We start from the raw sequence: 22,680 nt of genomic DNA, 5'->3' as shown, positions 1-22,680 counted from the left end.
CCATCTGGCGCATCTCCTGGCTGTTGAAGGGCTTGCGCATCTCCTGGAGCAGCGACGACTGGCCGAACTCGCGGACGATCTCCTCCCAGGAGTAATCGGAGTAGGCCGAGCAGAGCACCACCGGCAGCGAGGGCGCCACCTTGCGCAGGTGCCGCAGCGTCTCGACACCGTTCCAGCCGGGGGGCATCCGGTAGTCCAGGAAGATCAGCGCGTAAGGGTGGCCCGAGGACTGGGCCTGCTCCACCTTGGCGAGCCCCTCCTTGCCCTGGAGCGCCGACTCCACCTCGAACTCCACCTCGGTCCGCGAGCTGGCGGAAGGCGCCGGGCCGAAGAGCGCATCCTCCAGCAGATCGAGCTCACCGCCGCCCTGCTTCTGCTCCGGGCAGAGGATCCGTCGGAAGTCCTTGTGGATGGCCTCGGAGTCATCAATGACGAGGATCCGGATCTTGTGGGCTGTCATGCGGTCTTGGCCTCCTCGGCCGGTTGAAAGGGCAGCTCCAGGCTGAACGTGGCTCCCTGCCCGGGTCCGTCGCTGTGGACCGACAGGGAGCCACCCAGCTCCTGGGCCGCCAGCGCACTGGAGTGCAGGCCGAAGCCGTGCCCGTCCCTGCGGGTGGTGAAGCCGTACTGGAAGATGCGCGTGAGCAGCTCCGGGGGGATGCCCGTGCCGGTGTCGCGGATGTCGATGCGAACGCGGTCGGGGCCCGAGCGCTCCATGTTCACCCGCAGCAGCCGCCGCTCCACGGGGGTCTCATCCATGGCGTACTTGGCGTTGCTGATCAGGTTGACCAGGATCATCAGCACCTTGTGCTTGTCGGTGAGCACTGGCGGCAGCGAGGCCAGGTGCCGCTCCTCCTTCACCTGGTGGCGCAGGAGCGCGGCCGAGTTGATGCGCAGGGCATCCTCCACCAGTCCATCCAGGGGAACCGGCTCGTTCAGCCGGGGCGTCCGGGCATGGCTCTGCTGCACCTTGACGATGTCGCCGATGTGCTCGGTGTACCGGCCCACGTCATCGAGCAGCGTGAAGAGCTCCTGGCGCTCCTCGAGCAGGCTCTGCCCCAGCCGGCGCAGGAACGGCATCACGTTGCGCCCGCGATCGTCCTGGGTGAGGAAGGTCGAGAGATCGGTCTGGCGCTCCTCGAGCAGGCTGACCACGCGGCCTACCTGATCCAGCCGCATCCGGCCCAGCCGCTCCCGGGCGAGCTGCGCCGAGGTGTAGACGCTGTTGAGCACATTGCCCACGTTGTGCAGCACGTTGGTGGCGATCTCCGCCATGCCCGCCTGCCGGGCCGTCTTCACGAGCTGCTGGTGGACCTCCTTCAGCTCCCGGGTGCGCTCCTCGACCCGGTGCTCCAGCCCCTCGTTCGCCTTGCGCAGCTCCTCTTCGCGCTGCTGGACCTTGTCGGCCATCACCCGGAAGGCGCCCGCCAGCACGCCCAGCTCGTCACCGCGGGAGGTGCCCAGATCGACCTGGAAGTCACCGGCCGCCACGGAGTGGGCCGCCTGGGTGAGGGCCTTCAACGGGTGGGAGATCTCCCGCCGGAGCACCCAGAACATGATGAGCAGCTCCAGCACCAACGACGCCACGCCGAACACCAGCACATAGCGCGACGCACTGAAGGCGGCCGAGGACACCACGCTCTTGGGCAGCACCGTGACGAAGTTCCACTCGGGCCCGCGCAGCCGGGCCACGGCGAGGTACTCGCCAAACTCCGAGAGATCCAGGATGACGTCGCCGGGCTGACGGTCCTTCACCCGCTCGAAGAGGGCGCGCAGGTGGTTCCGCTGCGTCTCATCGAGCCGCGGGGGAACCCCCCCCTCTGCCGACGCGGTGGTGCCCAGGATGTCGTAGCCGACGGTGGCTTCCCGCAGATCCAGCTCGGGGTGGGCGATGACATGACCGTCGTCGCGCACGAGCAGGTTGTACGCACTGGGCAGGTGGTCATTGATGGAGCGGCCCATCAACTCATCGAGCAGGACGTCGTGGGAGAACGACGCGACCTGGCGGCCGTCCGCGTCCAACGGGGTGGTGACCGTGACCATCCAGCTCTTGGAGATGGGATCGATGAAGATGCCACTCCAGGCCGTGCTCCTGCGCGGATTCTTCTCGGGCAGACTGATGGTGTAGTACTCGTACCCGAGGGTCGGGTAATCCGGCGGAGTTTCCAGGGCCCAGTCGGGGCGCCCGGGCCAGAAGGAGAGGACCGGACCTTCCGCCAGGGTGATGTAGGTATTGATGAAGCGTGACAGGAAGGCGGGCCCGTACTGGGCGGCCACGTCGTAGGCGGCCAGGATGCGGCGGCGCAGCCCGGTATCGAGCGACACGCCCTTGGGGACGAAGAGGCCCACCATGTGCGTCCCGTCGAAACCCTCCGTGCGGGAGCGGACCGTGCCGTCGGGCAGCTGCGTGAACAGGCTGTCGAAGCGAGGGTTCGGATCCTGCTGGCTCGTGGCCTGAATCCGCTCGTCCAGGGCCTTCTGGAGCAGCGCGTGGTTGTCCTCCGCCAGGAGGAAGATGGCCTGCTCGCGCTGACTGCGCTCGGCGACATGCCGCTCCATCTGCTGGACGGCTTCCCCGCGCAGGGTGTGGAGCATGTGGAAGTAGCTGACGAGCGTGGTGAGGGCGATGACGATGGCGATGCGCACCCCCATCTTGAGGAGCGTCGCGCGGGCGAGAGAGGCGGAGGGGCGAGAGAGCGGAGACGGCATCAAGGGTGTGCTTGCCTGGAGAGAGAACGAGGAGTCCGCGCACCAGAAGATGCCGGGCCGCGAGGGATTGCCCTCAATGGGAGCAATGGGAACAATAAAACATTGCTACAGCATGCTTTTTTTCCATGGGGTACTACCGAACGAGCATGCGAAGGCCTTGCTTCCATGCGGCGCGGACCTCCGCGCACGGCCTCGGTCGTCACCCCGAGGGAGGGACAACGAGTCTAGCGCCCATGCCCCTGGCTGAATCCAGGGACACTCGCTGACTTTTTTGTCTAACGTTTGTCTATTCTGCGCTCATCCCATGTCCAGGTCCCGGTCCATGAGTGCTGGCTGGTGGACGGGACCCCACGCCCGCAGGGTGATGTCGCGGGAGCGTGCCTCGGATCCAACCTGCGGACCCATGGCCCTCATCGACGATGTGAAGGCGGTCTGCCGGCGGCTCGCTCCCAGGGGTTGGGCGCGGCTCTTCGCGAAGCATGGTCTCGACATCACCCAGAACAACCTGGGCGCCGAGCTGCGCAAGCGCTTGCGTCGCATCGACCGCGCTGTCGCCGGCTTCGAGGACTTCTCCCAGGAAGGCGAGCGGGGCATCGAGCCCGGCAGCCCAGCCCGCAGCCTCCTGTTCCACGGCCTGGCCTCCGCCAACGTGCTCAAGGTGGACGGGCAGGAGCTGGAGGAGTTCCCCACCCTTCGGGATCTGGAGATCGTCGAGAACTACGTCTTCGGGGTGCAGCCGCCCTCGCTCCAGGGGCTGAGCTCGCTCGCGGCGGGCGCGCCCCTGGCCGTGGCGGTGTTCGCCGTCGAGTACCGCGTCGCCGCGGACACGGTGCACCGCAAGCACGCGGACCTGAGCTTCTCGCGCACGGGCGTGGCACGGGTGGGCACGCGCGAGCCCCTCTATGACCGGCGCAGCCGGGGCTTCGTCCCCCTCGTCGAGGGGGATGACCACGCCATCCGCGTGCTGCCCGCCCGCTATGCGGCGTACATCGCCGTGCAGCGCTCGGGAAACCCGGCCTCCTTCGGCCCCATGCGCTTCAACTTCCGAGCCCTGAACCCGCGCATCTTCGGCGATCCGGCCGCGGGAGATGACGCGAGGCGCCAGTTCTGGGTGCCCCTGCACAAGCTCTTCAGCGGCCGCGAGTGCCTCCAGGGTTTCGACCTCACCGTGGCGCTGGAGGCCCACCACCTCAACGAGAAGCTCCGGCGCGTCCACCTGGAGCTCATCCGCCAGGGCCACGACACGGGCTGGCGGCGGCCCGACATCGACGGCCCGCCCTTCCGCTTCACCGATGGCATCGCCGGCTTCTCCCAGAACCCCGAGCACGGCGCGGGGCTGCTGGTGCCGGTGCCTCACGCGCGACTGGTGGAGCCGGCCACCTTCCGGGGCCAGCCACTCACCTTCCAGGTGCCCACCAACCGCGACAGCGACTTCGCCCCCAGCCTGGGCATCCCCCCGGTGCGCCGAGGGGCCCGTCGCGCGCCCGAGTACGTCCACGTGCGCCATGTTCCCAGCGGGCAGGTGCCCGGGCTCGCGCGGCCGGTGACGGACCTCAACACGCTGCCGGACGTGGTGGAGGTGTCCCGCGAGGGCGGCTACCGGGCACAGCACTACCTGGACTTCTCGGGGGACGGGTGGGTGGTGACGGATTGCCCGCAGCTGCGCCCCCAGCTGCCCCGCTTCATCCCGGCCTACTCCCTGGTGACGGCGCCGGACTTCTTCTTCACCTGCGACCAGCGCGAGCTGATGGACTGGTGGCTGGAGCGAGCCCCCGCCGCGCTGAGGGATCTGCTCTGGGAGACGCCGCCGCTGACGCTCTCCGACGAGCGCATGGCCCCCAACCTCCAGCTCAACACCTCGGGCGATGGTGGCATGTCCGGCGCGGGCTTCCGCCCCGAGGACGACACCGTCACGGCCATCGTCTCGCTGCCCCTGGGCCGGCGCGTCGTCCGTGCCCGCCCGACCACGCCGATGGAGATGGCCCGGCACGTGTACCTGCCGGATGCCGCCGCCGGTATCTTCGCCCCGGGTTGGGACACCAGCCACGACGTCACCGGTGACACCCTGCACCTGGCCGCCTACGGGCTGGGCAGTCCCTTCCCCGAGGATGCCAAGCTCTGCGCCGCCCTCAGCACCTTCTGGCCCTCGGTGGCGCCGGACGCGGGGCGCAGCTTCTCGGACGTCTTCCCCACCGTGAGCCCCCTCACCGACGAGGAGATCGGTCAGACGGGCTCCCTGCCGTGGGATGGAGTGCCCGGGCCCCGCCTGGTGCAGGTGGGCAACACGCAGGTCGTCGAGTACGCCAGCTTCCCGCATGTGGACTACGTGGAGAGCGCCCTCGCCAACCGCTTCACCATGAAGCTCACCGGGCGGGTGGACACCCCCCGCTACGTGGCCCGCGTGCTGGCCATGGCCCGCGCCTACCGGGCCGTGGGCGTCACCAGCCGCCCGGCCAAGCGGGCGTGGAACGTGCTCTCCTTCCGCGAGGTCCAACCCACCGACGCCGAGCTCCGCACGGCCCAGACCCAGGCCCGCGCCGTGCTCGGCGGTGACCTGTTCCGCTTCGAGCTGTACCGCCCCGTCGCGGCGCCCCGGCAGCCGGAGGATCACCGCAAGGTCCACGTGGGCGTGAGCGCCCGGACCACGCTCTTCGTGGGCGGCAACCCGGGCATCCTGGTGAAGGCCGGCACGGGCCCCTGGCGGGTGGTGGAGGTGGTCATCTAGGCTCCTCCCCACGCATGAACCGAGAGGAAGCGGACCAGGCCCTGCAGCTCATCCGGCGCGTCGTCTCCCAGGCGCGTGATGACTCGGCCCTTCAGAACTGGGGCGTCATCTGGATGATCCACGCGCTCACCAACTGCGGGGGCTTCCTCGGCACGCACGTGCTCTTCCAGCAGGGCCACCGCACTCCCGGCCCCTTCGTGCTGCTGTGGGTGCCCGTCATCGCGATCGACCTGCTCTCCATCGTGTGGCTACAGCGGCGCGAGGCCGCCGGCGTGCGCTCCTTCATCGAGCGGCAGGTGTGGTCCATCTGGACGACGTGCATGACGGGAATGGTGCTGGTGGCGCTCATCAACTGGGTGATGGGGCTGGAGCTGCTCTTCATGCCGCCAGTCGCCTGTGTGCTCGTCGCCATGGCCTTCTCCGTCATGGGGGCGCTGATGGGACGGGGCTGGTACGTGGCCTCGGCCGTCTTCGCGCTCGCCGCGCTGGCCCTCGCGCACATGCCCGAGAAGGGCTTCCTGGGCCTTGGGGTGCTGTGGGGCCTGACGCAGCTCACCGGCGGCGTGCTGCTGTTCCGCGCCCGGCGCCGGCGACTGGCCGAGGGTGGCGCGCGGCCCCGGCTCGTATGACGCCCACGCCGCAAGAGCTGGCCGCCCTCGTGGCCCTGGCCCTGGAGCCCTCCGGGTTGATGCGGGAGGAGCTGCTCTCGCGCCTGGAGTCAGCGGGCGTGGCACGCGCGGCGGGTGAGGCGGTCCTCTCGGCACTCTCCGGGCGGGGGCTGCTCACCGAGAAGAAGCGAGGCCGACTCGAGCCCACTCCGGCCGGCCACACGGCGCTGCGCGAGGCCCACGCGGCCCTGGAGCGCGCCCAGGACGTGAGCCCCTCCAGCCCGGGCATGGAGGAGTGCCCCTCCGTCCCCTGGCTCACCCAGGTGCAGACGGTGTGGGTGGAGGCGCTGTCCCTCAACTACGCGGTGGCGCCGGACGCGCTCTCCCGCCTGCTCCCCGCGCCGCTGGAGCCGGAGCCGCACCAGGGCAGCGCCTGGGTGCAGGTGCTGATGTCCTCGCTGCGCGAGATGCGCCCCCAGGGGCTGACAGGCCTCGTCGGCGTCAACTTCTACCAGGTGAGCTACCGCGCGGCGGTGCGCTATCGGGACGCGGACGGCCGCTGGCGGCGCGGGGGCTACTTCGTGCGCAGCGAGACGAACGACACGCTGATGCGCCGCATCGGCAACACCCTCACCGAGTTCAAGTTCCACGAGTTCGGCGAGGCGGACATGGTGATGGCGCGCGAGGCAGACGCGCTCACCTTCGCGGTGGCGCCCCTCCCCCCCTTCCCCGGAGGCAAGCTGGTGGGCGTGCTGGACACGCGGCCGCTGCCGGGGCCTCCCGCGGGCTCGGTGTGGACGAGCCTGGAGGCGCTGCACGAGCCGCTCGTCGAGTGTTACGACGCCTTCGGGGTGGCGAACGGGTACGTCTACGTCCTCACCATCGACCGCGGGCCGTGGAACGCGCGCTTCGTCCAGCCGGTGGAGCTCTACAGCGAGTACATGCAGGACGGGCCGCTCGCGGGCCACGCGCGGTTGGACTCGGTGCTGCACCTGCGCGAGTGCCCCTATCGCTGGCGCCCCTTGCGCCGCGAGCGGGTGCCCGGCGCCGGGTGAGCTTCGCTCGTTGCGGATCCGGGCTCGCTTGGATAGGTCTGTCCGGACATGGAACCAGGACGAAGACCGGTGGCCCCGGCCGGTGGCGGGAAGGCGGTCCGGCGGGCGCTCGGGTATCTGCGGCGCTACGAGCTGGAGACGGCGGGCGCGCTGGTGTCGCTCCTGCTGGTGTCGGCCGCCAACCTCGCCACGCCCCAGATGGTGCGGCTGGCCATCGACGAGGGCATCGCCCGGGGCAGCAACGCCGTGGTGCTCGCGGCCGTGGGCGGACTGGTGGCCATCGCCCTGGGTCGTGGGCTCTTCAACTTCCTCCAGGGCTACCTGGCCGAGCGCATCTCCCAGGGCGTCGCCTTCGACCTGCGCGACGCGCTCTTCGCACGCATCCAGCGGCTGAGCTTCAGCTACTACGACCAGGCGCAGACCGGCCAGCTCCTCACCCGGCTCACCAACGACGTCGAGCAGGTGCGCACCTTCGTCGGCTCCGGCGTGGTCCAGCTCGCCGCCTCTACCGCCATGCTGGTGGGCTGCGCGGTCCTGCTCTTCAGCATCAACCCCAGGCTCGCCCTGGCGGCGCTGGCGTCCATCGCCCCCATCCTCTGGTTGCTACGGAACTTCATGGGCAAGATGGGGCCGCTGTTCGGCGGGGTGCAGGCCGCCCTCGGCCGCCTCAACGGGGTCCTCCAGGAGGACTTGCGTGGCATCCGCGTGGTGCGCGCGTTCTCCGGCGAGGCGCGCGAGGCCGCTCGCTACCAGAAGATCAACGACGAGCTGCTGGGGCAGAACCTTCAGATCATCGATGCGATCTCCACCAACTTCCCGTTCGTGAGCTTCTTCGCCAACCTCGGCACGCTCATGGTGGTGGGGCTCGGCGGCCTGCTGATCTTCCGGCATGAGCTGACCCTCGGGGAGCTGCTCGCGTTCAACAGCTACCTGGGCTTCCTGCTCATGCCGCTCATGACGCTGGGCTTCATCGCGGCGCAGATTTCCCGCGCCGGAGCGTCCGCGCTGCGCGTCTTCGAGCTGCTCGACACCCAGGTGGAGGTGGCCGACAAACCCGGGGCCCAGGCGCTGCCGCCGCTCCAGGGACGGGTCGAGTTTCGCGACGTGCGCTTCCGCTACGCGGGCAGCGACCGGGAGATCCTCCGGGGGGTGAGCTTCGTGGCCGAGCCGGGACAGCTCGTGGCGATCCTCGGGACGACGGGCTCCGGCAAGAGCACCATCATCAACCTCCTCCCCCGCTTCTACGACGCGACGGGCGGCGCGGTGCTCCTGGACGGGCACGACGTGCGCGAGGTGACGCTCTCCAGCCTGCGCTCGCAGCTGGGCGTGGTGTTACAGGACGCCCTGCTCTTCTCCGGGACGGTGCGCGAGAACATCGCCTATGGCCGCCCGGAGGCAACGCTGGAGCAGGTCCAGGCGGCGGCCGAGGCGGCGCAGGCGGCGGACTTCATCGCCGGGCTGCCCCAGGGCTACGACACGGTGGTCGGCGAGCGCGGCGTCGGGCTGTCGGGTGGCCAGCGGCAGCGCCTGGCGATCGCCCGGGCGCTGCTCACGGATCCGCGCCTGCTCATCCTCGATGACAGCACCTCGGCGGTGGACGCCGAGACCGAGGCCGCCATCCAGGGCGCGCTGGACCGGTTGATGCGCGGCGCGCACCGCACCGCCCTCGTCATCGCCCAGCGGATCAGCACGGTGAGGGACGCGGATCTCATCCTCGTGCTCGACGAGGGCACGGTGGTGGCGCAGGGCACCCATGAGCAGCTCCTCGCCTCGAGCCCGCTCTACAACGAGATCCTCGGCTCGCAGTTGCAGTCCGGAAAGGTGGAGGCAGCGTGAGGAGGCCCGGAGGAATCGAGGCGATGGCGGAGCTGGAGGTGCAGCGCGCCACCCGTCGTGGCGCGGTGGCGCGCCGGCTGCTCTCCGAGCTGAGGCCCCACCGTGGCACGCTGCTCGTGGCCGGGGTGTTCATCCTCGTCAGCGCGCTGGCGCAGGCCGCCGGGCCGTACCTGGTGAGCCGGGCCATCGACCACGACATCGGGAGCGAGAACCCGGCGAGCCTGCTGCGCACCATGCTGCTGCTGCTCGTCGTCTACGGCGCGGGCGCGGTGTCCGGGCGGGCCCAGACGCGGCGCGTGGGTGCGGCGGGCCAGAAGGTGCTCGCATCGATCCGCACCCGGCTCTTCGAGCAGCTCCAATCCCTGCCCCTCTCGTACTTCGACAAGCGGCCGATCGGCGATCTGATGAGCCGGCTGCTCAGCGACGTCGACACGCTCAACCAGTTCTTCTGGCAGGGGCCGACGCAGCTCCTGGGGTCGCTGCTGGGGCTGGTGGGCGTGCTGGTGGCGATGCTCGCGCTCAACGTCCGCCTCGCGCTGGCGTGCTTCACCATCATTCCGGTGATGCTGCTCACCACCGGCTTCTTCGCCGCCCGCGCCCGGAACGCCTACCGCAAGACGCGGCAGACGGTGGGCAACGTGACGGCGGAGTTGCAGGAGGAGATCGTCGGCGTGCGGCAGGCCCAGGCCTTCAACCGCACCGACGAGAACATCCGGCGCTTCCGGGATCGCAACGCCGCCAACCGCGATGCCAACGTGTCCGCGGTGGGCATCACCTCCGCGTTCTCCCCGGCCATCGACGTGCTCGCCACGCTCGCCACGGCGCTCGTCATCGGCTACGGCGGCCACCTGGTGCTCCAGGGGCAGCTGAGCGTGGGCCTGCTGGCGGCGTTCCTCATCTACACGCAACAGTTCTTCCGGCCGGTGCAGCTCGCGGCCTCGGTGTACACGCTGATGCAGTCAGCGCTCGCCGGAGCGGAGCGCATCTACTCCCTCCTCGACGAGGCCCGTGAGCCCGCCGACGCCCCGGATGCGCGCTCCCTGGGGCGGTCCGAGGGGCGCATCACCTTCGAGCAGGTGTCGTTCGCCTATGACGCCTCGCAGCCGGTGCTCCATGACGTGAGCTTCGAGATCCCACCCGGCCAGACGGTGGCGCTGGTGGGCCGCACGGGCGCGGGGAAGACCACCGTGGCCAACCTCATCCCCCGCTTCTACGACGCCACGGCCGGGGTGGTGCGGCTCGACGGCGAGGACGTGAGGCGCGTGACGCGGGCGAGCCTCCGGCGACAGATGGCGACGGTCATCCAGGAGCCGTTCCTGTTCTCCGGCACCATCGCGGAGAACATCGGCTATGGCCGGCCGGACGCGAGCCGCGAGGAGATCGAGCGAGCCGCGCGCGCGGTCCATGCGCATGACTTCATCGCCGCGCTGCCAAAGGGCTACGACTCGGTGCTCGGAGAGAGCGGCGCCACGCTGAGCCAGGGGCAGCGGCAGCTCCTCGCGTTCGCCCGGGCGGTCATCGCCGAGCCGCGCGTGCTCATCCTCGACGAGGCGACGGCCAACATCGACACGCGGACGGAGGCCCTCATCCAGCGCGCGCTCACCACCCTGCTCGCGGGCCGCACCAGCGTGGTCATCGCGCACCGGCTCAGCACCATCCGGAGTGCGGACCTCATCCTCGTCATCGACGCCGGGCGCATCACGGAGCGTGGCACACACGAGGAGCTGCTGGCTCGGAATGGCCTGTACGCGGAGCTGTATCACCGGCAGTTCCGCGAGCCCCCGTCCTCCGCCGAGCCGGCGAAGCACGCGAGCTGAGAAGCGCGAGGGGCCTCATCACGACCTGGGCAGCGAAATGGAGAAGAGGGTGTACTCGCCTTCCTGACTGTCGACTTCGATCCTTCCGCCGTGCGCCGCCACGAGGATCTCATGGCTGATCGACAGGCCCAGCCCCGTCCCCTCGTTCACGGGCTTCGTGGTGAAGAAGGGCGTGAAGATCTTGTCCCGCACCTCGAGAGGCACTCCAATGCCGTTGTCTCGGATCCCCACCTCCACCCGCTCGCCAGACCTCCGGGTGGAGAGCGAGATGGTCGGGCTGAAGCCACCCCCCGCGCTCGCCCTCTTCTTGCTCACGGCGTAGCACGCGTTGTGGATGATGTTCATGAAGGCCCGGCTGAGCTCCGAGGGAAACACATCGATCGGCTCGAGTGACTCATCGAGGTTCATGAGCAGGCTCAACGTGAAGCCCGGATCGCCGCCCCTCATCCCGTGGTAGACGAGCTTGGCCGACTCCTCCAGCAACCGGTTGATGTTGGTGGGCCTGCGTTCGCCGCGCTGCCCTCGCGAGAACATGAGCATGTCGTGGACGATCTTGTCGGCCCGCTTGCCGTGGCTCTCGATCTTCTCGACGGTCACCCGCAGCTCCGTCAAGCCGTCCTGGAACACCTCCCGGGTCTCCTGCTCCAGTCGAGCCTTCCGGGCGTCGAGCTGCTCGGAGACTTCCCCCACCAATTCCACGGCGATCCGGGCGAAGTTGGTGACGAAGTTCAGGGGGTTCTTGATCTCGTGCGCGATTCCCGCGGTCAGCGTCCCCAGGGAAGCGAGCCTCTCCTGGGCCAGCAGCCGCGTCTCCAGCGTGCGGATGTAGTCCCCCTGCTTCTCGTACAGGCGCGCGTTCTCGAGGGAGAGGGCGGCCTGGCCGGACAGCAGCTTCAGCACGCCCACCCGCTCCGGAGTGAAAGTGCCCGGGGACAGGTGGTTCTCCAGGTAGAGAATGCCGCTCAACGTCTCCCGGCCCCGCAGCGGCAGGCAGAGAACGGCCTTCGGCTGCCAGGCGAGGACGTAGGGATCCTCCGTGTATGGCCCTTGCCGGGTGGCGTCGTCCAGGAGCACTTCCTCCCGGCTGCTCGCCACATGGTTCACGATGGCCACGGACAGCTTCGCCGCTCCGCTCCCGGCCTCCTGCTTCAGCGAAAGCCCCAGCATCACCTCGACGGGAGACTCCTCGCCCCCACCCTCGGCTTCGATCCTCCATTCGCCGTCCCGCTCGAGCAGCAGCACACCCCGCTGGGCTCCCGCGGCGGCGAGCGCCGTCCGCAGAATCACCGTGAGGAGCTCCCTACTCTGGTAGCGGCCTGGAGTGGACATGAGGAGCCGGGCTCACGGGATGAGGGGTTCGCGCCACTCCAGCCGGTGGAGCTTCAGGGCCTCTTGCTTGCCCTTCACAAAGGTGGGAGGCAGCGCCGTGACGGGCCAGGCGCGCTGCCCCCAGCGCACGAAGGTCGCCTCGGTCATGCAGATCTCCCCGTCCGCGGCGGCGGAGCAGACCCGGCTGGCCACGTTGGTGGCGTCCCCGATGGTGGCGTACTGCAGGTACTGCTCGGAGCCGATGTTCCCGGCCGCCACCCGGCCCGTGTTGAGGCCCACATGGATCTGGAGCTCGGGCCGGCCCTGGGCCCGCCAGCGCGCGTTCAACCCGGCCAGGGCCTTCTGCATCTCCACGGCCGCGCACACGGCCCGGTCCGCGTCATCGGGGTGCGAGAACGGGGCGCCCCACACCGCCATCAGCGCGTCGCCGATGTACTTCTCCAGCGTCCCCTCGTACCGGAAGACGATCTCCGCCATCACCGGGAAGTAGTCGTTGAGCAGATCCACCACCTGCCGGGGCTCCAGGGTGGAGGAGAGCGCGGTGAAGCCGCTGATGTCCGAGAAGAGGACCGTCACCTCCGTCTCGATGGCCTCCAGCGAGGCGCCCCGCGAGCCCTGTAGCTTCTTGAGGGTGGCCGGCGGGAAGAAGCGCGAGTACGTGTTGCGCAGCACCGCCTCCTCCTCGATCCTCCGGGAGAGGATGGCGTTCTCGATCGCGATGGCCGCCTGGTTGGCGAAGGCGGTGATGAACTCCAGATCCTGCTGGGTGAAGCCGTTGGGCCGCGAGAGGTTGTCCATGTACAGCACGCCCAGCACCTCGTCGTGGGGCTTGAGCGGGGCGCACATCGACGACTGGATGGACTGCAACACCACCGAGGTGGCGTCGTCCAGGCGGGGATCCAACCGCGCGTCGGAGAAGAGCGCCGCCACGCTGTGGGTGCGCACGTACTCGGCGATGCGCTGGCTGTAGAACGGACCTGGGGGGAGCTCACCCCGGGCGGCCCTCGCCACCCGCGGGCGCAGCTGTCCCGTGGAGGGCTCCACCAGCAGCACCGCCACCCGGTCCACCTCCACGATCTGGAAGACGAGGTCCAGGATGCGCTCCAGCAGCGCCTCGATGGGGCCAGGCGAGGAGAGCACCTGGCTCACCTTGAGCAGGACCTGGAGCTTCTCGTGGGCCCGATCCTCCAGGCCCTGGCTCCTCACCTTCAGGGCGGACCCCTCCACGGACTCGGAGCGACGCTCCAGCAGCTCGTCGATGGAGCCCGGAGAGAAGCGGGTCCGGAGCGATTGCACCTGGGTCGGTGCCAGCCCCAGGGGGAGCGCGCGAGCCCTGGGCACGAGCCTGAACCGCACCTCGCCACAGCGGAAGGTCTCACCGTCGCGCAGCTCGCAGCGGGAGATCCGCTCCTCGTTGACGAACGTCCCGTTCTTGCTGTCCAGGTCGACCAGGAAGACGCGCTGGCCGTCCTGCTCGATCCGCGCGTGCCGGCGCGACAGGCTCTTGTGGAGCACGCAGATGGTGCTCTCTTCCGTACGACCGATCGTGACGGGCCCCTCGGGGAGCGCGAAGATCTGCTCGTCCACCAGACCCGGATTCATGATGAGCTGCATGGGATGGGCTACTCCTCGTTCGAGGCCACGAGCGCGGCCTGGTGAGGCACGATCTCCGGCGCGCTCACATCGATGGAGACGGTCCGATCCGAGGCGGACACACGCACCTGTCTGCGGCCCACGACGTCATGGACGGACAGCCCCACGGAAGAGCCAGGCAAGGTCTTCACCCCGAGCGACACGCACTCGAAAGCCGCCTCTACCCGCTCCCGCAGGTGGTCCCCGATGAGGATCTGCTCGCGAGCGGCCAGCACGGTCAACCGGGCCGCGGTGTTCACCGTCTCCCCGAGCACCGTGTAGTCCAGCCGGCCCAGCCCCTTGGCGCCAACGCTGCCGCTGATCAGCACGCCCGAGTCCAGGCCGATGCTGGCCCCGTGGGCATACGGAGAGCCGTCCCCATACCGGAAGGCCATGGCCTGGAGCTGCTGCCGGGCCGCCAGACAGGCCTCCAGCGCCCGACCGAGGTGCCCCTGGTCTCGGAACACGGCCATCACCGCGTCTCCGATGAACTTGTCCACCACACCCCCTCGCGAGAGCAGCTCGGGGACGATGACCTCGAAGTTGGCGTTCAACCTGCGGATGACCGCCTCGGGCTGCTCCTGGCGCGTCACCGGGGTGAAGTCCTTGACGTCGATGAAGGCCACCGTGGCCTCCACCCGCTCGCCCGCCAGCATGTCGGGGCCGCGCAGCATCGGCAGCGCCCGCTCGAGGATGCCGCCATTGACGAACATCCGCAGCAGCTGGTTCTCCTCGACGGAGCGCGCCATCTGGCGCAGCTCCGTCACGTGCCGCAGCGCCTTTTCGAGCGTGGCGTCGAGATCCTGGAAGTCCACCGGCTTGACGAGGAAGTCGAAGGCCCCACGGTTCATCGCCACGCGGATGTTGCTCATGTCGCTGTAGGCGGAAACCATGATGACCTTGACGAGCGGATTCACCTCGCCGACCCGGGCGAGGAAGGTGAGCCCGTCCATCCTCGGCATGTTGATGTCCGAGAGCACCACGTCGGTGTCGGGGTGCTGGCGCAGCTTGTCCAGCGCGTCCTGGCCGTCGGAGGCGAAGACGAACTCGTAGATCGACTCGCGGATCTGCTTGCGGAAGCGCTGCTTCATCAACAGCACCGCGTCCGGCTCGTCATCGATGACGAGGATCTTCGCGGCCCGCTTGGGGCGCGCGGACTCCACCAGGGCGGCGAAGGCCGCGGCCAGCTCGCGCGCGGACTGGAAGCGGCGCGAGGGATCCGCGTCCAGGGCTCGAGCGAAGAAGGCGTCCACCTCCTTGCCCAGCGTGGAGACGAAGCTGGAGGGCAGCTCGTCGAGCATTCCGGAGCCCCGGCCCTGCAGCTCGCCGAGCGTGTCCGCGCAGAAGGGGAAGCGGCCGGTGAGAGCCCGGTAGGCCACCACCGCGAGCGACCAGAGATCGCTGCGGTGATCGACGCTGGCCTCGCCCCGCATCTGCTCGGGGCTCATATAGCGCGGGGTGCCCATCACCCGGCCAGACTGCTCGGAGCTCGCCGCGCTCCCGCCCTCCAGCCGGGCCAGCCCGAAGTCGAGCACCTTCACCACTTCCTCGGAATCGGCCCGGGCGAGGAAGAGGTTCGCTGGCTTGAGATCCCTGTGGATGATGCCGGCCGAGTGGGCGGCGGACAGGGCCCGGGCCACCTGATTGAGCAGGGAGGAGATCACGGCCGGAGAGAGCCGGCCCTGCCGCTCGAGCCGCGTCTCGAGATCCTCCCCCTCGAGCAGCTCCATCACGATGTACGGCGTGTCACCATCGACACCGTAGTCGTGGATCTGGACCACATGCGAGTTGTGAAGCTGGGCGACCGCCTTCGCCTCCTGCTCGAACTGGTGTCGCGCGGAGGAGGAGGCGATGCGCTCGGGCGCCATCAGCTTGAGCGCCACCCGCCGCTGCAGTTGCACATCGAGCGCCACCCAGATGGCCCCCATGCCACCGCCAGCGAACATCCGCTCCAACAAGTACCTGCTGCCAATCCGGCGTCCGGACATGCGCGATCCACCCAAGAGATGACCAGGTCTTCAGCACGGTGGAAGAGTGGATGAGCCCACCTGTTCCCCCGCGCCTCCCAGGTTGGAGCATGATGGCACAATTATGTGTTGAGTGTAGAACAGGGGAGCGGCCTGTAGCGACCCAAGGAGAGGCCACTCCACGCGCAGCCAGGGAAGTCGCTCCTTGCAGCCGCAACTAACCCGTGCAGCCACTGCCCGTGAGGAGCTGCCCGTAGCACCCTGTAGCGGCTGCTACAGCCCTAGAGCGGGAGCCGGGGGGTGTCGACACCTCGGCGGCGCCCGAGCACCGGAACCCGTCGGATCAGAAACCTCGGGGGTAGACGATCCGGACGAGACGGCGCAGATCGCGGGTGTGGATCACGCCGAAGCCCGCCTCCTCCCTCTGAGGGTGGGTGCCGCGGCCTTCCCTCCACCGGGGGACATGAACGTGGACACCAACGAGTGCCAGACGCACACGGGGATCGCGCGCACCGGGTGCGAGACCCAGGGGAGTCGGTGACATGGGCGGCTTGGACTGGGTACAGGTGGACGTGGGCTTCCCCATGAGCCTCGGCGTGGTGTGCGCGGCACGCACACTGGGAATGGAGCGGCAGGCCTTCCTGGGGGCCATGGTGGAGCTCCAGATCTGGGCGGTGCAGGCCCTGCCCGCCGGACGCTTCGAGCCCTTTCCCGCGTCCGGCGGACGCTCCGCGGACGCGTCCGCGGACGAGGCGGTCTGGCAGGAAGCGGTGGAGAGCGCGGTGCGGTGGACGGGCGCGCCCGGCGCCTTCTGGGACGCGCTGCTCCGCACCGGGATTCTGGTGCGGGAAGGAGACAGCGTCCGGTTCACCCTCGCTGATCGCTACGTGCAGGTGCTCGAACAGAGAGGAAAGGAGGCCGAGCGCAAGCGCCGAGAGCGCGCCGCCAAGGCCTCCAGCGCGTCCGCCGGATGTCCCGCGGACGCACCCGGGACGTCCCCCGCAAGAAGGAGAAGAGAGAAGGAGAGTGAGAAGAAGACTTCTTCTGCTGCAGCAGTGGAGGTGGGAATGGCGGGCGGACGTCTCGCCCCCGTCTCCCCTCCCCCGGACGAGGAGCCGTCCACGGACGAGGTCCCCATCCAGCTCGCCCTGCCCGGCACGCACATCGTGCCCGCCTCTCCCCCGCGCGAGGTGTGGCGCCAGTCCGTGGCAACCGCGGCGCTCGTCCCTCCCCCGTCCGAGGACGCGGTGCCCCAGGAGTCCCCGGCGCCGGAGAACGCTCGGGCCCGGGCCGCGGCCTTCTTCAAGACCTGCCAGGCGGAGCGGTGTCGTGCCTCTCCCGGTCTCCCCGTGGAGGAGCAGCCCAAGGGGTGGGCGAGCTGGTACTCCGGCGCACTGCGCAAGGTCGGCGGCGACGAGGGGCGGCTGCTACAAGCCTGGCGCGGTTACCTCCACTCGGATTGGGGACGTTCCCGAGAGCCTCGCTGCACGGCGGAAGCCTTCTGTACCCCCCGAGTCTGGAGCCGGTACCTCGAGCCCCTCCCGCACGAGGAGCCGTCCGGAGCGTCCGGCCCACCGTCCGTGGACGTGTCCACCGAGGCCGGTCGCCGGTGGCAGGAGTGCCTCTCCTCGCTCCAGCAGCATGGGAAGCGCTACGCCCTCACATGGCTCGCCCAGGCGCGTCCCGTGGACGTGGAGGACGGGCACCTGGTGCTCGCGGTGCCAGACGCCTATTTCCGCCAATGGGTGCAGGAGCACTACGGCCAGATGGTGGACCAGCTCGCACGGGAGCTCGGCCTCGCGGGCGTGCGCTGGTTGCTGACGGCTCCCCCGGGACAACGGCAGGCGGTGGGCAGTGAAGATCGTTAGGCTGGCGAGCACCATGCTCGCCGATGCCCTGTCCCTGCCGACCCTGGAGACGCACCGCCTGCGCCTGCGCTGGATGACAGAGGTGGATGTGCCCGCGCTCTTCGAGATCTTCTCCCACCCCGAGGTGACGCGCTACTGGAGCTGGTCCGCGTACACCGAGGTGCCCCAGGCGGAGAAGCTGCTGCGAGACATCCACGAGTGCTTCGCCGAGCGCTCGCTCTTCCAGTGGGGCGTCGCGCGGCGCGAGGACGATCGGGTGGTGGGCACCTGTACCCTGTCGGATCTGAGCGGGCAGCACCGGCGCGCGAGCCTCGGCTACACGCTGAGCCGCGCGTACTGGGGCCAGGGCTACGCGCGAGAGGCCGTGAGCCGGATGGTGGAGTTCGGCTTCACCTCGCTCGAGCTGCACCGCCTGGAGGCGGACGTGGATCCGCGCAACGCGGGCTCCATCAAGGTGCTGGAGGGCCTGGGCTTCCAACGCGAGGGCTACCAGCGCGAGCGGTACTTCCTCAACGACGAGGCGCAGGACGCGGTGATGTACGGGCTGCTGCGGCGGGAGTGGCGGCCGGGTGGGCAAGGCGGGGTCCCCCGCTAGGGTTGGCGCCACCGCTGTCCCTGCGGGTCGACAAGACAACGGTGCGGCCGGGTCGCGAATGACGAGCCGACGCGGAACCCTATGCTGTCGTCCTCGGAGCCGAACCGAAAGGACGACAATGAAGCACACGATGCGGTGGTCGCTGCTCGCGCCGACGGCGCTGCTGGTGCTCGGCGGGGTGGGATGCGAATCGGACGATGGGCAGGACACGGGCAGCCTCATGACGTTCTTCGTGACCAGCGTGGGGGTTGGCCAGGGCGCCAACCTGGGGGGCCTGGAAGGCGCTGATCGCCATTGCCAGTCCCTCGCGCAGGCCGTGGGCGCCGGCAACCACACCTGGCGCGCCTACCTCAGCACGCAGGCGTCCGGAGGCCAGCAGGCCGTCAATGCCCGGGACCGCATCGGGAGCGGCCCGTGGCAGAACGCCAAGGAGGTCATCATCGCCGGGAATCTCGGGGATCTGCACGGCCAGAACAACCTGACCAAGGAGACGGCGCTGACCGAGAAGGGAGAGATCGTCGAGGGCGCGGGCGACATTCCGAACCGGCATGACGTCCTGACGGGCTCGCAGCCGGACGGCACCGCGTTCGCGGGCGCCGAGGATTGGACCTGTGGCAACTGGACGAAGAGCGGCACCGAAGGCGCGGCGATGCTCGGACACTCGGATCGCCGGGGCCTGAGCGACACCGAGGCCGCGAGGTCCTGGAACTCGTCGCACCTTTCGCGTGGCGGCTGCAGCCAGGACGCCCTTCGCGGGACGGGCGGCGCGGGTCTGTTCTACTGCTTCGCGGCGAACTAGACCCGGACGCGGGCTGGCTCAACGGACCGTCACGGCACCGCTTCGGTGGGGTTTCCGCCGTCCTTCCAACCCTTGAGTCCCTCGGACAGCACCAACGCCTTCGTGTAACCCGCTTCAGCCGCCCGACCGGCGGCAACGTGAGACGCGCCTCAACGTTTGTTGCTGCAATAGAAGACGAGCGATGTGTCCTTGCTCGGCGGCAGCACGGACGCCACGTCGTACTGCCGGTAGTTGTCGAGCAGGAGCGCGCCAGGAACCTTGCCGTTGCCCTGGCGGAACTCCGGGGTGTTCGCATCCACGAACACAGCCCCGGCCTTGTGCGCCGCGACGGCCTCGGGGACGGAGAGCTCCTTCACGGCCGGATGCGAGGACTTGCACCCTCCCGCGACGAGCGCGGTGAACCCCAACGTGAGCACCAGCATGGATCGACGGAGCACGAGTTACCCCCTGGAGACACACCAGCCTAGCTCAGGTCACCGGAGGGCGCGCAGGGTTTCCGCCACCTTGCGCAGGTCCGCCTCGAAATGGGCGCGCGCCTCGGCTCGGCTCCGCGCGTCCGGCATCCGCAAGAGCGCCGAGGGGTGGAACGTCGCCATCCACGCCTTCGCCCAGGGCGTCTCGAAGACCTGCCCCCGGCTCAGGTTGATGCGGAACCCGGGCCCCAGGAAGGCCTGCGCCGCCGTGGCCCCCAGACAGACGATCATCCGGGGCTTCACCGCCGCCACCTCCGCCTCCAACCACGCCTTGCACGCGAGCACCTCGCGCCGCCCCGGCTTCGCGTGCAGCCGCTGCTTCTCGTCTCCCGTCCACCCGAAATGCTTCACCGCGTTGGTGACGTAGAGCTCCTCGCGCCGCAGCCCCACCCCCTCCAGCACCTCGTCGAGCAGCCGCCCCGCGGGTCCGATGAAGGGCCGCCCCTCCCGGTCTTCCGCGTCTCCCGGCTGCTCGCCCACGAGCATCACCGTCGCCGTGGCCAGGCCCTCGCCAAACACCGTCCGACTCGCGCGCTCGTGCAGCGGGCACGCCCGGCACTCCTTCGCCGCCGCCGCCAGCGCGGGGAGCTCCCGGCTGGAGGGGAGGAAGCGGCTCGCCTCGGATGGCTCCAGCCTGGGGGCCACCATGGACGCCGTGCGCTCCGGCGCCTGCCTCACCAGCTGGGGAATCAGCCGCGCCTCGGGCAGCGTCGCCCAATGCTTCTTCGGCATCTCCGCGCGCATCGCCCGCACGTTGAGCCGCGCCGGGTTGAAGGTGGACACGTAGTACGCCGCCCACAGCTCCTCCAGCACGTCCCCCTCGGGCGCCTCCGAGCGTGGGACACCCTCGCTGAACGTGAGCCGCTCGAGGTCCCAGTGCACACACGCGTCCGGCGTGAGGATGCTCCAGCGCATCGACGGGAAGCGCCGCGCGAAGAAGGGCGCCACGTGCGCGACGATGAGGTGGTCCGGCCGGTGCCACGCGATGAAGTGCTCCTGCTCGTCGCGCTCCACGCGCCGGAAGCGCACGAAGGCCTTCATCTTGTGCGCGTCCCGCCGCACCGCCTTCTCCAGACTCCTCAGCCGGTACACGTCCGCGTCACTCTCCACCTCCAGCAGCCGCCGCTCCCCGTGCAGCAGCCTCCACAGCACCCGGTAGAGCAACGCCCACCGCTCCGGCGAGCGGTGACACGCCACGCGCCCGGCGAGCTCCAGGAAGGCACCCGGTACGGACAGCGACGGCCCGGGCGCGACATCCGCCACCGACTCCGGCGCCAGGAGCGAGGCCTGCCGCTGCCGCGCATCCTCGAAGAGCACCTGCTCCGGAGGCACGCCCCGCGCGAGCAATCCCCGCGCCGCCGTCCGGAAGGACTCCAGGTCCTGTCCCACCCCTACCCTCGTCACAGCTCCCCCGTGCGGGCCACCGCCGCGGTGGAGAAGAGCGAGAGTTGCTGCGCGGAGGGCCGCACCCGCTCGGGCAGCCGGGGTGAGTCCAGCAGTGCCGTGGGCCGGTGGTCCGCCGTCACCACGAAGGGCTTCACCCGGGCGATCGGCACGCGCAACCGCACCAGGTCCTCGAGTGTCACCCGGTGCCACTTCCGGATGCGCAGCAGCTTGTCCACCGTGCGCACGCCCAGTCCTGGCACGCGCAGCAGCCGCTCGCGGGGCGCGCGGTTCACGTCCACCGGGAAGGCCTCGCGCCGGCGCAGCGCCCAGGCCAGCTTCGGGTCCAGATCGAGGGAGAGCTCGGGATGCTCGGGTGGAAGCAGCTCGCCCACACTGAAGCCGTAGAAGCGCAGCAACCAGTCCGCTTGATAGAGCCGGTGCTCGCGTACCAGCGGCGGCGCCTTCGCGGGCAGCCGTGCATCCCCGAGGGGGATGGGGCTGTAGGCCGAGTAGTACACGCGCTTGAGCCCGTAGCGCGTGTAGAGCTGGTGGGCGGTGTCCAGGATGATGGCATCCGGCGTTGGCGTGGCGCCGACGAGCATCTGCGTGCTCTGCCCCGCGGGCGCGAAGCGAGGCGCCTTCGGGCTCTCCTGGCGCTCGGCCTTCGACTGCTCCACGCGGACGTGGATCTCCCGCATCGTCTCGCCCGTGACGGCGAAGCTCTTCTCCGGCGCGAGCTTGCTCAGGTCCGCCTCCGTCGGCAGCTCGATGTTCGCGCTCAACCGGTCCGCGTACCGCCCCGCCTGCTCGATGAGCTCCTCGGAAGCCCCCGGCACGGCCTTGAGGTGGATGTAGCCCTGGAACTGGTGCTGCTCGCGCAGCGTGCGCGCCACCTGGATGAGCTGCTCCATCGTGTAGTCCGGGCTCTTGAGGACCCCGGAGCTGAGGAACAGCCCCTCGATGTAGTTGCGCTTGTAGAAGTCGAGCGTGAGCTGCACCACCTCCTCGGGGGTGAAGCGCGCCCGGGGCGTGTCGCTGGAGATGCGGTTGATGCAGTACTGGCAATCGTAGATGCAGAAGTTGGTGAGGAGGATCTTCAGCAGCGACACACACCGGCCATCGGGCGTGTAGCTGTGACAGATGCCCATGCCCTCCACGCTGCCGAGCCCGCCCGGCGCGGATTTGCGCTTGCCTCCACTGCTCGCACACGAGGCGTCGTACTTCGCGGCATCGGCGAGAATCTCCAGCTTCTTGCGCACGTCCATGGCCCCCTTCCCATAACGGGCGCCCTTCCACCGCACATCGGGGGGTTCATCCCCAACCCATTGTTTTCACATGGGATTTTCAACCCTGATTCAGAAGAACTGGAACAGCCGTTCAGCTCCCCTTCACACGCGCCCCGCCCCCACCCGCCGAGTCCACGCCCTGGGGCTTCAGGGGCGACAAGCCTTCCGGAGGGCGGTGACCAGGGGGCGGAAGCGGTGGAGGAAGTCCATGTTGCCCCCGTTGCCGTTGGTGACGATGGCCGCCGCGAGGCCCGTGGCGTGGTCTCCAAAGGCAAGCGTGTCGAGGGCCCCCGCGTGCCCGAAGCAGCCACTCGTCCCCCACCCGCCGTAGAACGAAGGCCAGGGCGCGCCCACGAGGAAGCCGCGCCCCACCGTCATGGGCACCCGGTTGCTGCGGTCCAGCCCGAAGACAGCCCGCGTGGTGTACGCGCGCACCGTCTCCTCACGCAGCAGCCGCCGCCCCTCGCGCGTCACACCTCCCGCCACCAGCACTTCATAGAGGCCCGCCAGGTGCATGGCGTCCGTCCACAGGCTCGCGCCGGGGACGAGCGCGGAGAACGCCGGCTCCGCGTGGTAGGTGGTCTCCAGCTGCGCG

At 69.6% G+C, this 22,680-nt stretch carries 17 protein-coding genes; 8 read left to right on the top strand and 9 right to left on the bottom strand.

The genetic code is table 11. The annotated features are described in order from the left end of the window. The coding region (locus VF697_RS37610; protein WP_331102797.1) for a response regulator at positions 1-460 on the bottom strand (460 nt) is incomplete at its 3' end. After that, positions 457-2,709, bottom strand: coding sequence for an ATP-binding protein (locus VF697_RS37605; protein WP_331102796.1), 2,253 nt, complete (start codon positions 2,707-2,709; stop codon positions 457-459). The genes VF697_RS37605 and VF697_RS37610, both read right to left, overlap by 4 nt. 403 nt (positions 2,710-3,112) lie before the next feature. Here VF697_RS37605 and VF697_RS37600 point away from each other — a divergent pair, with 403 nt between their 5' ends. The 5 genes from VF697_RS37600 to VF697_RS37580 all read left to right on the top strand — a co-directional run bounded on the left by VF697_RS37600 (position 3,113) and on the right by VF697_RS37580 (position 10,750). Further along, on the top strand, positions 3,113-5,434 hold the full coding sequence (locus VF697_RS37600) for a hypothetical protein (RefSeq protein ID WP_331102795.1): 2,322 nt from the start codon (positions 3,113-3,115) through the stop codon (positions 5,432-5,434). A gap of 14 nt (positions 5,435-5,448) precedes the next feature. Then, entirely contained in the window at positions 5,449-6,063 is a 615-nt protein-coding gene (locus VF697_RS37595) for a hypothetical protein (protein WP_331102794.1), read from the top strand. After that, a complete protein-coding gene (locus tag VF697_RS37590) occupies positions 6,060-7,097 on the top strand; it encodes a DUF2071 domain-containing protein (RefSeq protein ID WP_331102793.1) in 1,038 nt (345 codons plus the stop codon). The genes VF697_RS37595 and VF697_RS37590 overlap by 4 nt, the downstream gene beginning before the upstream one ends. A 69-nt stretch (positions 7,098-7,166) precedes the next feature. Beyond that, complete coding sequence (locus tag VF697_RS37585) at positions 7,167-8,933, top strand: ABC transporter ATP-binding protein (protein WP_331102792.1); 1,767 nt, start codon at positions 7,167-7,169, stop codon at positions 8,931-8,933. Beyond that, entirely contained in the window at positions 8,930-10,750 is a 1,821-nt protein-coding gene (locus VF697_RS37580; RefSeq protein ID WP_331102790.1) for an ABC transporter ATP-binding protein, read from the top strand. Before VF697_RS37585 ends, VF697_RS37580 begins: the two co-directional genes overlap by 4 nt. 18 nt (positions 10,751-10,768) lie before the next feature. Here the strand turns inward: VF697_RS37580 and VF697_RS37575 are convergent, their stop codons facing one another. The 3 genes from VF697_RS37575 to VF697_RS37565 are packed head-to-tail and all read right to left on the bottom strand — an operon-like array spanning position 10,769 to position 15,699. Then, the gene (locus VF697_RS37575) at positions 10,769-12,079 is read right to left on the bottom strand and encodes a GAF domain-containing sensor histidine kinase (RefSeq protein ID WP_331102788.1); all 1,311 of its coding nucleotides are present in this window, start codon (positions 12,077-12,079) and stop codon (positions 10,769-10,771) included. Between the two features lie 12 nt (positions 12,080-12,091). Beyond that, complete coding sequence (locus VF697_RS37570; protein ID WP_331102786.1) at positions 12,092-13,693, bottom strand: adenylate/guanylate cyclase domain-containing protein; 1,602 nt, start codon at positions 13,691-13,693, stop codon at positions 12,092-12,094. An 8-nt stretch (positions 13,694-13,701) separates the two neighbouring features. Continuing rightward, positions 13,702-15,699 (bottom strand): protein kinase domain-containing protein, encoded by a 1,998-nt coding sequence (locus tag VF697_RS37565; RefSeq protein ID WP_331102784.1) that lies wholly within the window; start codon positions 15,697-15,699, stop codon positions 13,702-13,704. Between the two features lie 521 nt (positions 15,700-16,220). Between VF697_RS37565 and VF697_RS37560 the strand changes: the two genes are divergently transcribed. The 3 genes from VF697_RS37560 (at position 16,221) to VF697_RS37550 (ending at position 18,940) form a co-directional block, all read left to right on the top strand. Continuing rightward, on the top strand, positions 16,221-17,546 hold the full coding sequence (locus tag VF697_RS37560; RefSeq protein ID WP_331102782.1) for a DnaA N-terminal domain-containing protein: 1,326 nt from the start codon (positions 16,221-16,223) through the stop codon (positions 17,544-17,546). Then, positions 17,533-18,141, top strand: coding sequence for a GNAT family protein (locus VF697_RS37555; protein WP_331102781.1), 609 nt, complete (start codon positions 17,533-17,535; stop codon positions 18,139-18,141). Before VF697_RS37560 ends, VF697_RS37555 begins: the two co-directional genes overlap by 14 nt. A 118-nt stretch (positions 18,142-18,259) precedes the next feature. Beyond that, positions 18,260-18,940, top strand: a complete 681-nt coding sequence (locus tag VF697_RS37550) for a hypothetical protein (RefSeq protein WP_331102779.1) — start codon at positions 18,260-18,262, stop codon at positions 18,938-18,940. Positions 18,941-19,089: 149 nt separating this feature from the next. Here VF697_RS37550 and VF697_RS37545 read toward each other — a convergent pair whose 3' ends face one another. The 4 genes from VF697_RS37545 to VF697_RS37530 all read right to left on the bottom strand — a co-directional run. Further along, positions 19,090-19,377 carry a rhodanese-like domain-containing protein gene (locus VF697_RS37545; RefSeq protein ID WP_331102777.1) on the bottom strand — a complete coding sequence of 96 codons (288 nt, stop codon included), beginning with the start codon at positions 19,375-19,377 and terminating at the stop codon, positions 19,090-19,092. Between the two features lie 36 nt (positions 19,378-19,413). Continuing rightward, complete coding sequence (locus VF697_RS37540; RefSeq protein WP_331102775.1) at positions 19,414-20,802, bottom strand: UdgX family uracil-DNA binding protein; 1,389 nt, start codon at positions 20,800-20,802, stop codon at positions 19,414-19,416. A gap of 11 nt (positions 20,803-20,813) precedes the next feature. Beyond that, complete coding sequence (locus VF697_RS37535; RefSeq protein WP_331102773.1) at positions 20,814-22,064, bottom strand: putative DNA modification/repair radical SAM protein; 1,251 nt, start codon at positions 22,062-22,064, stop codon at positions 20,814-20,816. 168 nt (positions 22,065-22,232) lie between these two features. After that, the coding region (locus VF697_RS37530; protein ID WP_331102771.1) for a serine hydrolase at positions 22,233-22,680 on the bottom strand (448 nt) is incomplete at its 5' end.

This window comes from Archangium sp. (assembly GCF_036388035.1).
Taxonomy (GTDB): domain Bacteria; phylum Myxococcota; class Myxococcia; order Myxococcales; family Myxococcaceae; genus Archangium.
The sequence above is the reverse complement of the archived record's forward strand: the minus strand, read 5'-3'. Positions and strand labels throughout refer to the sequence as shown.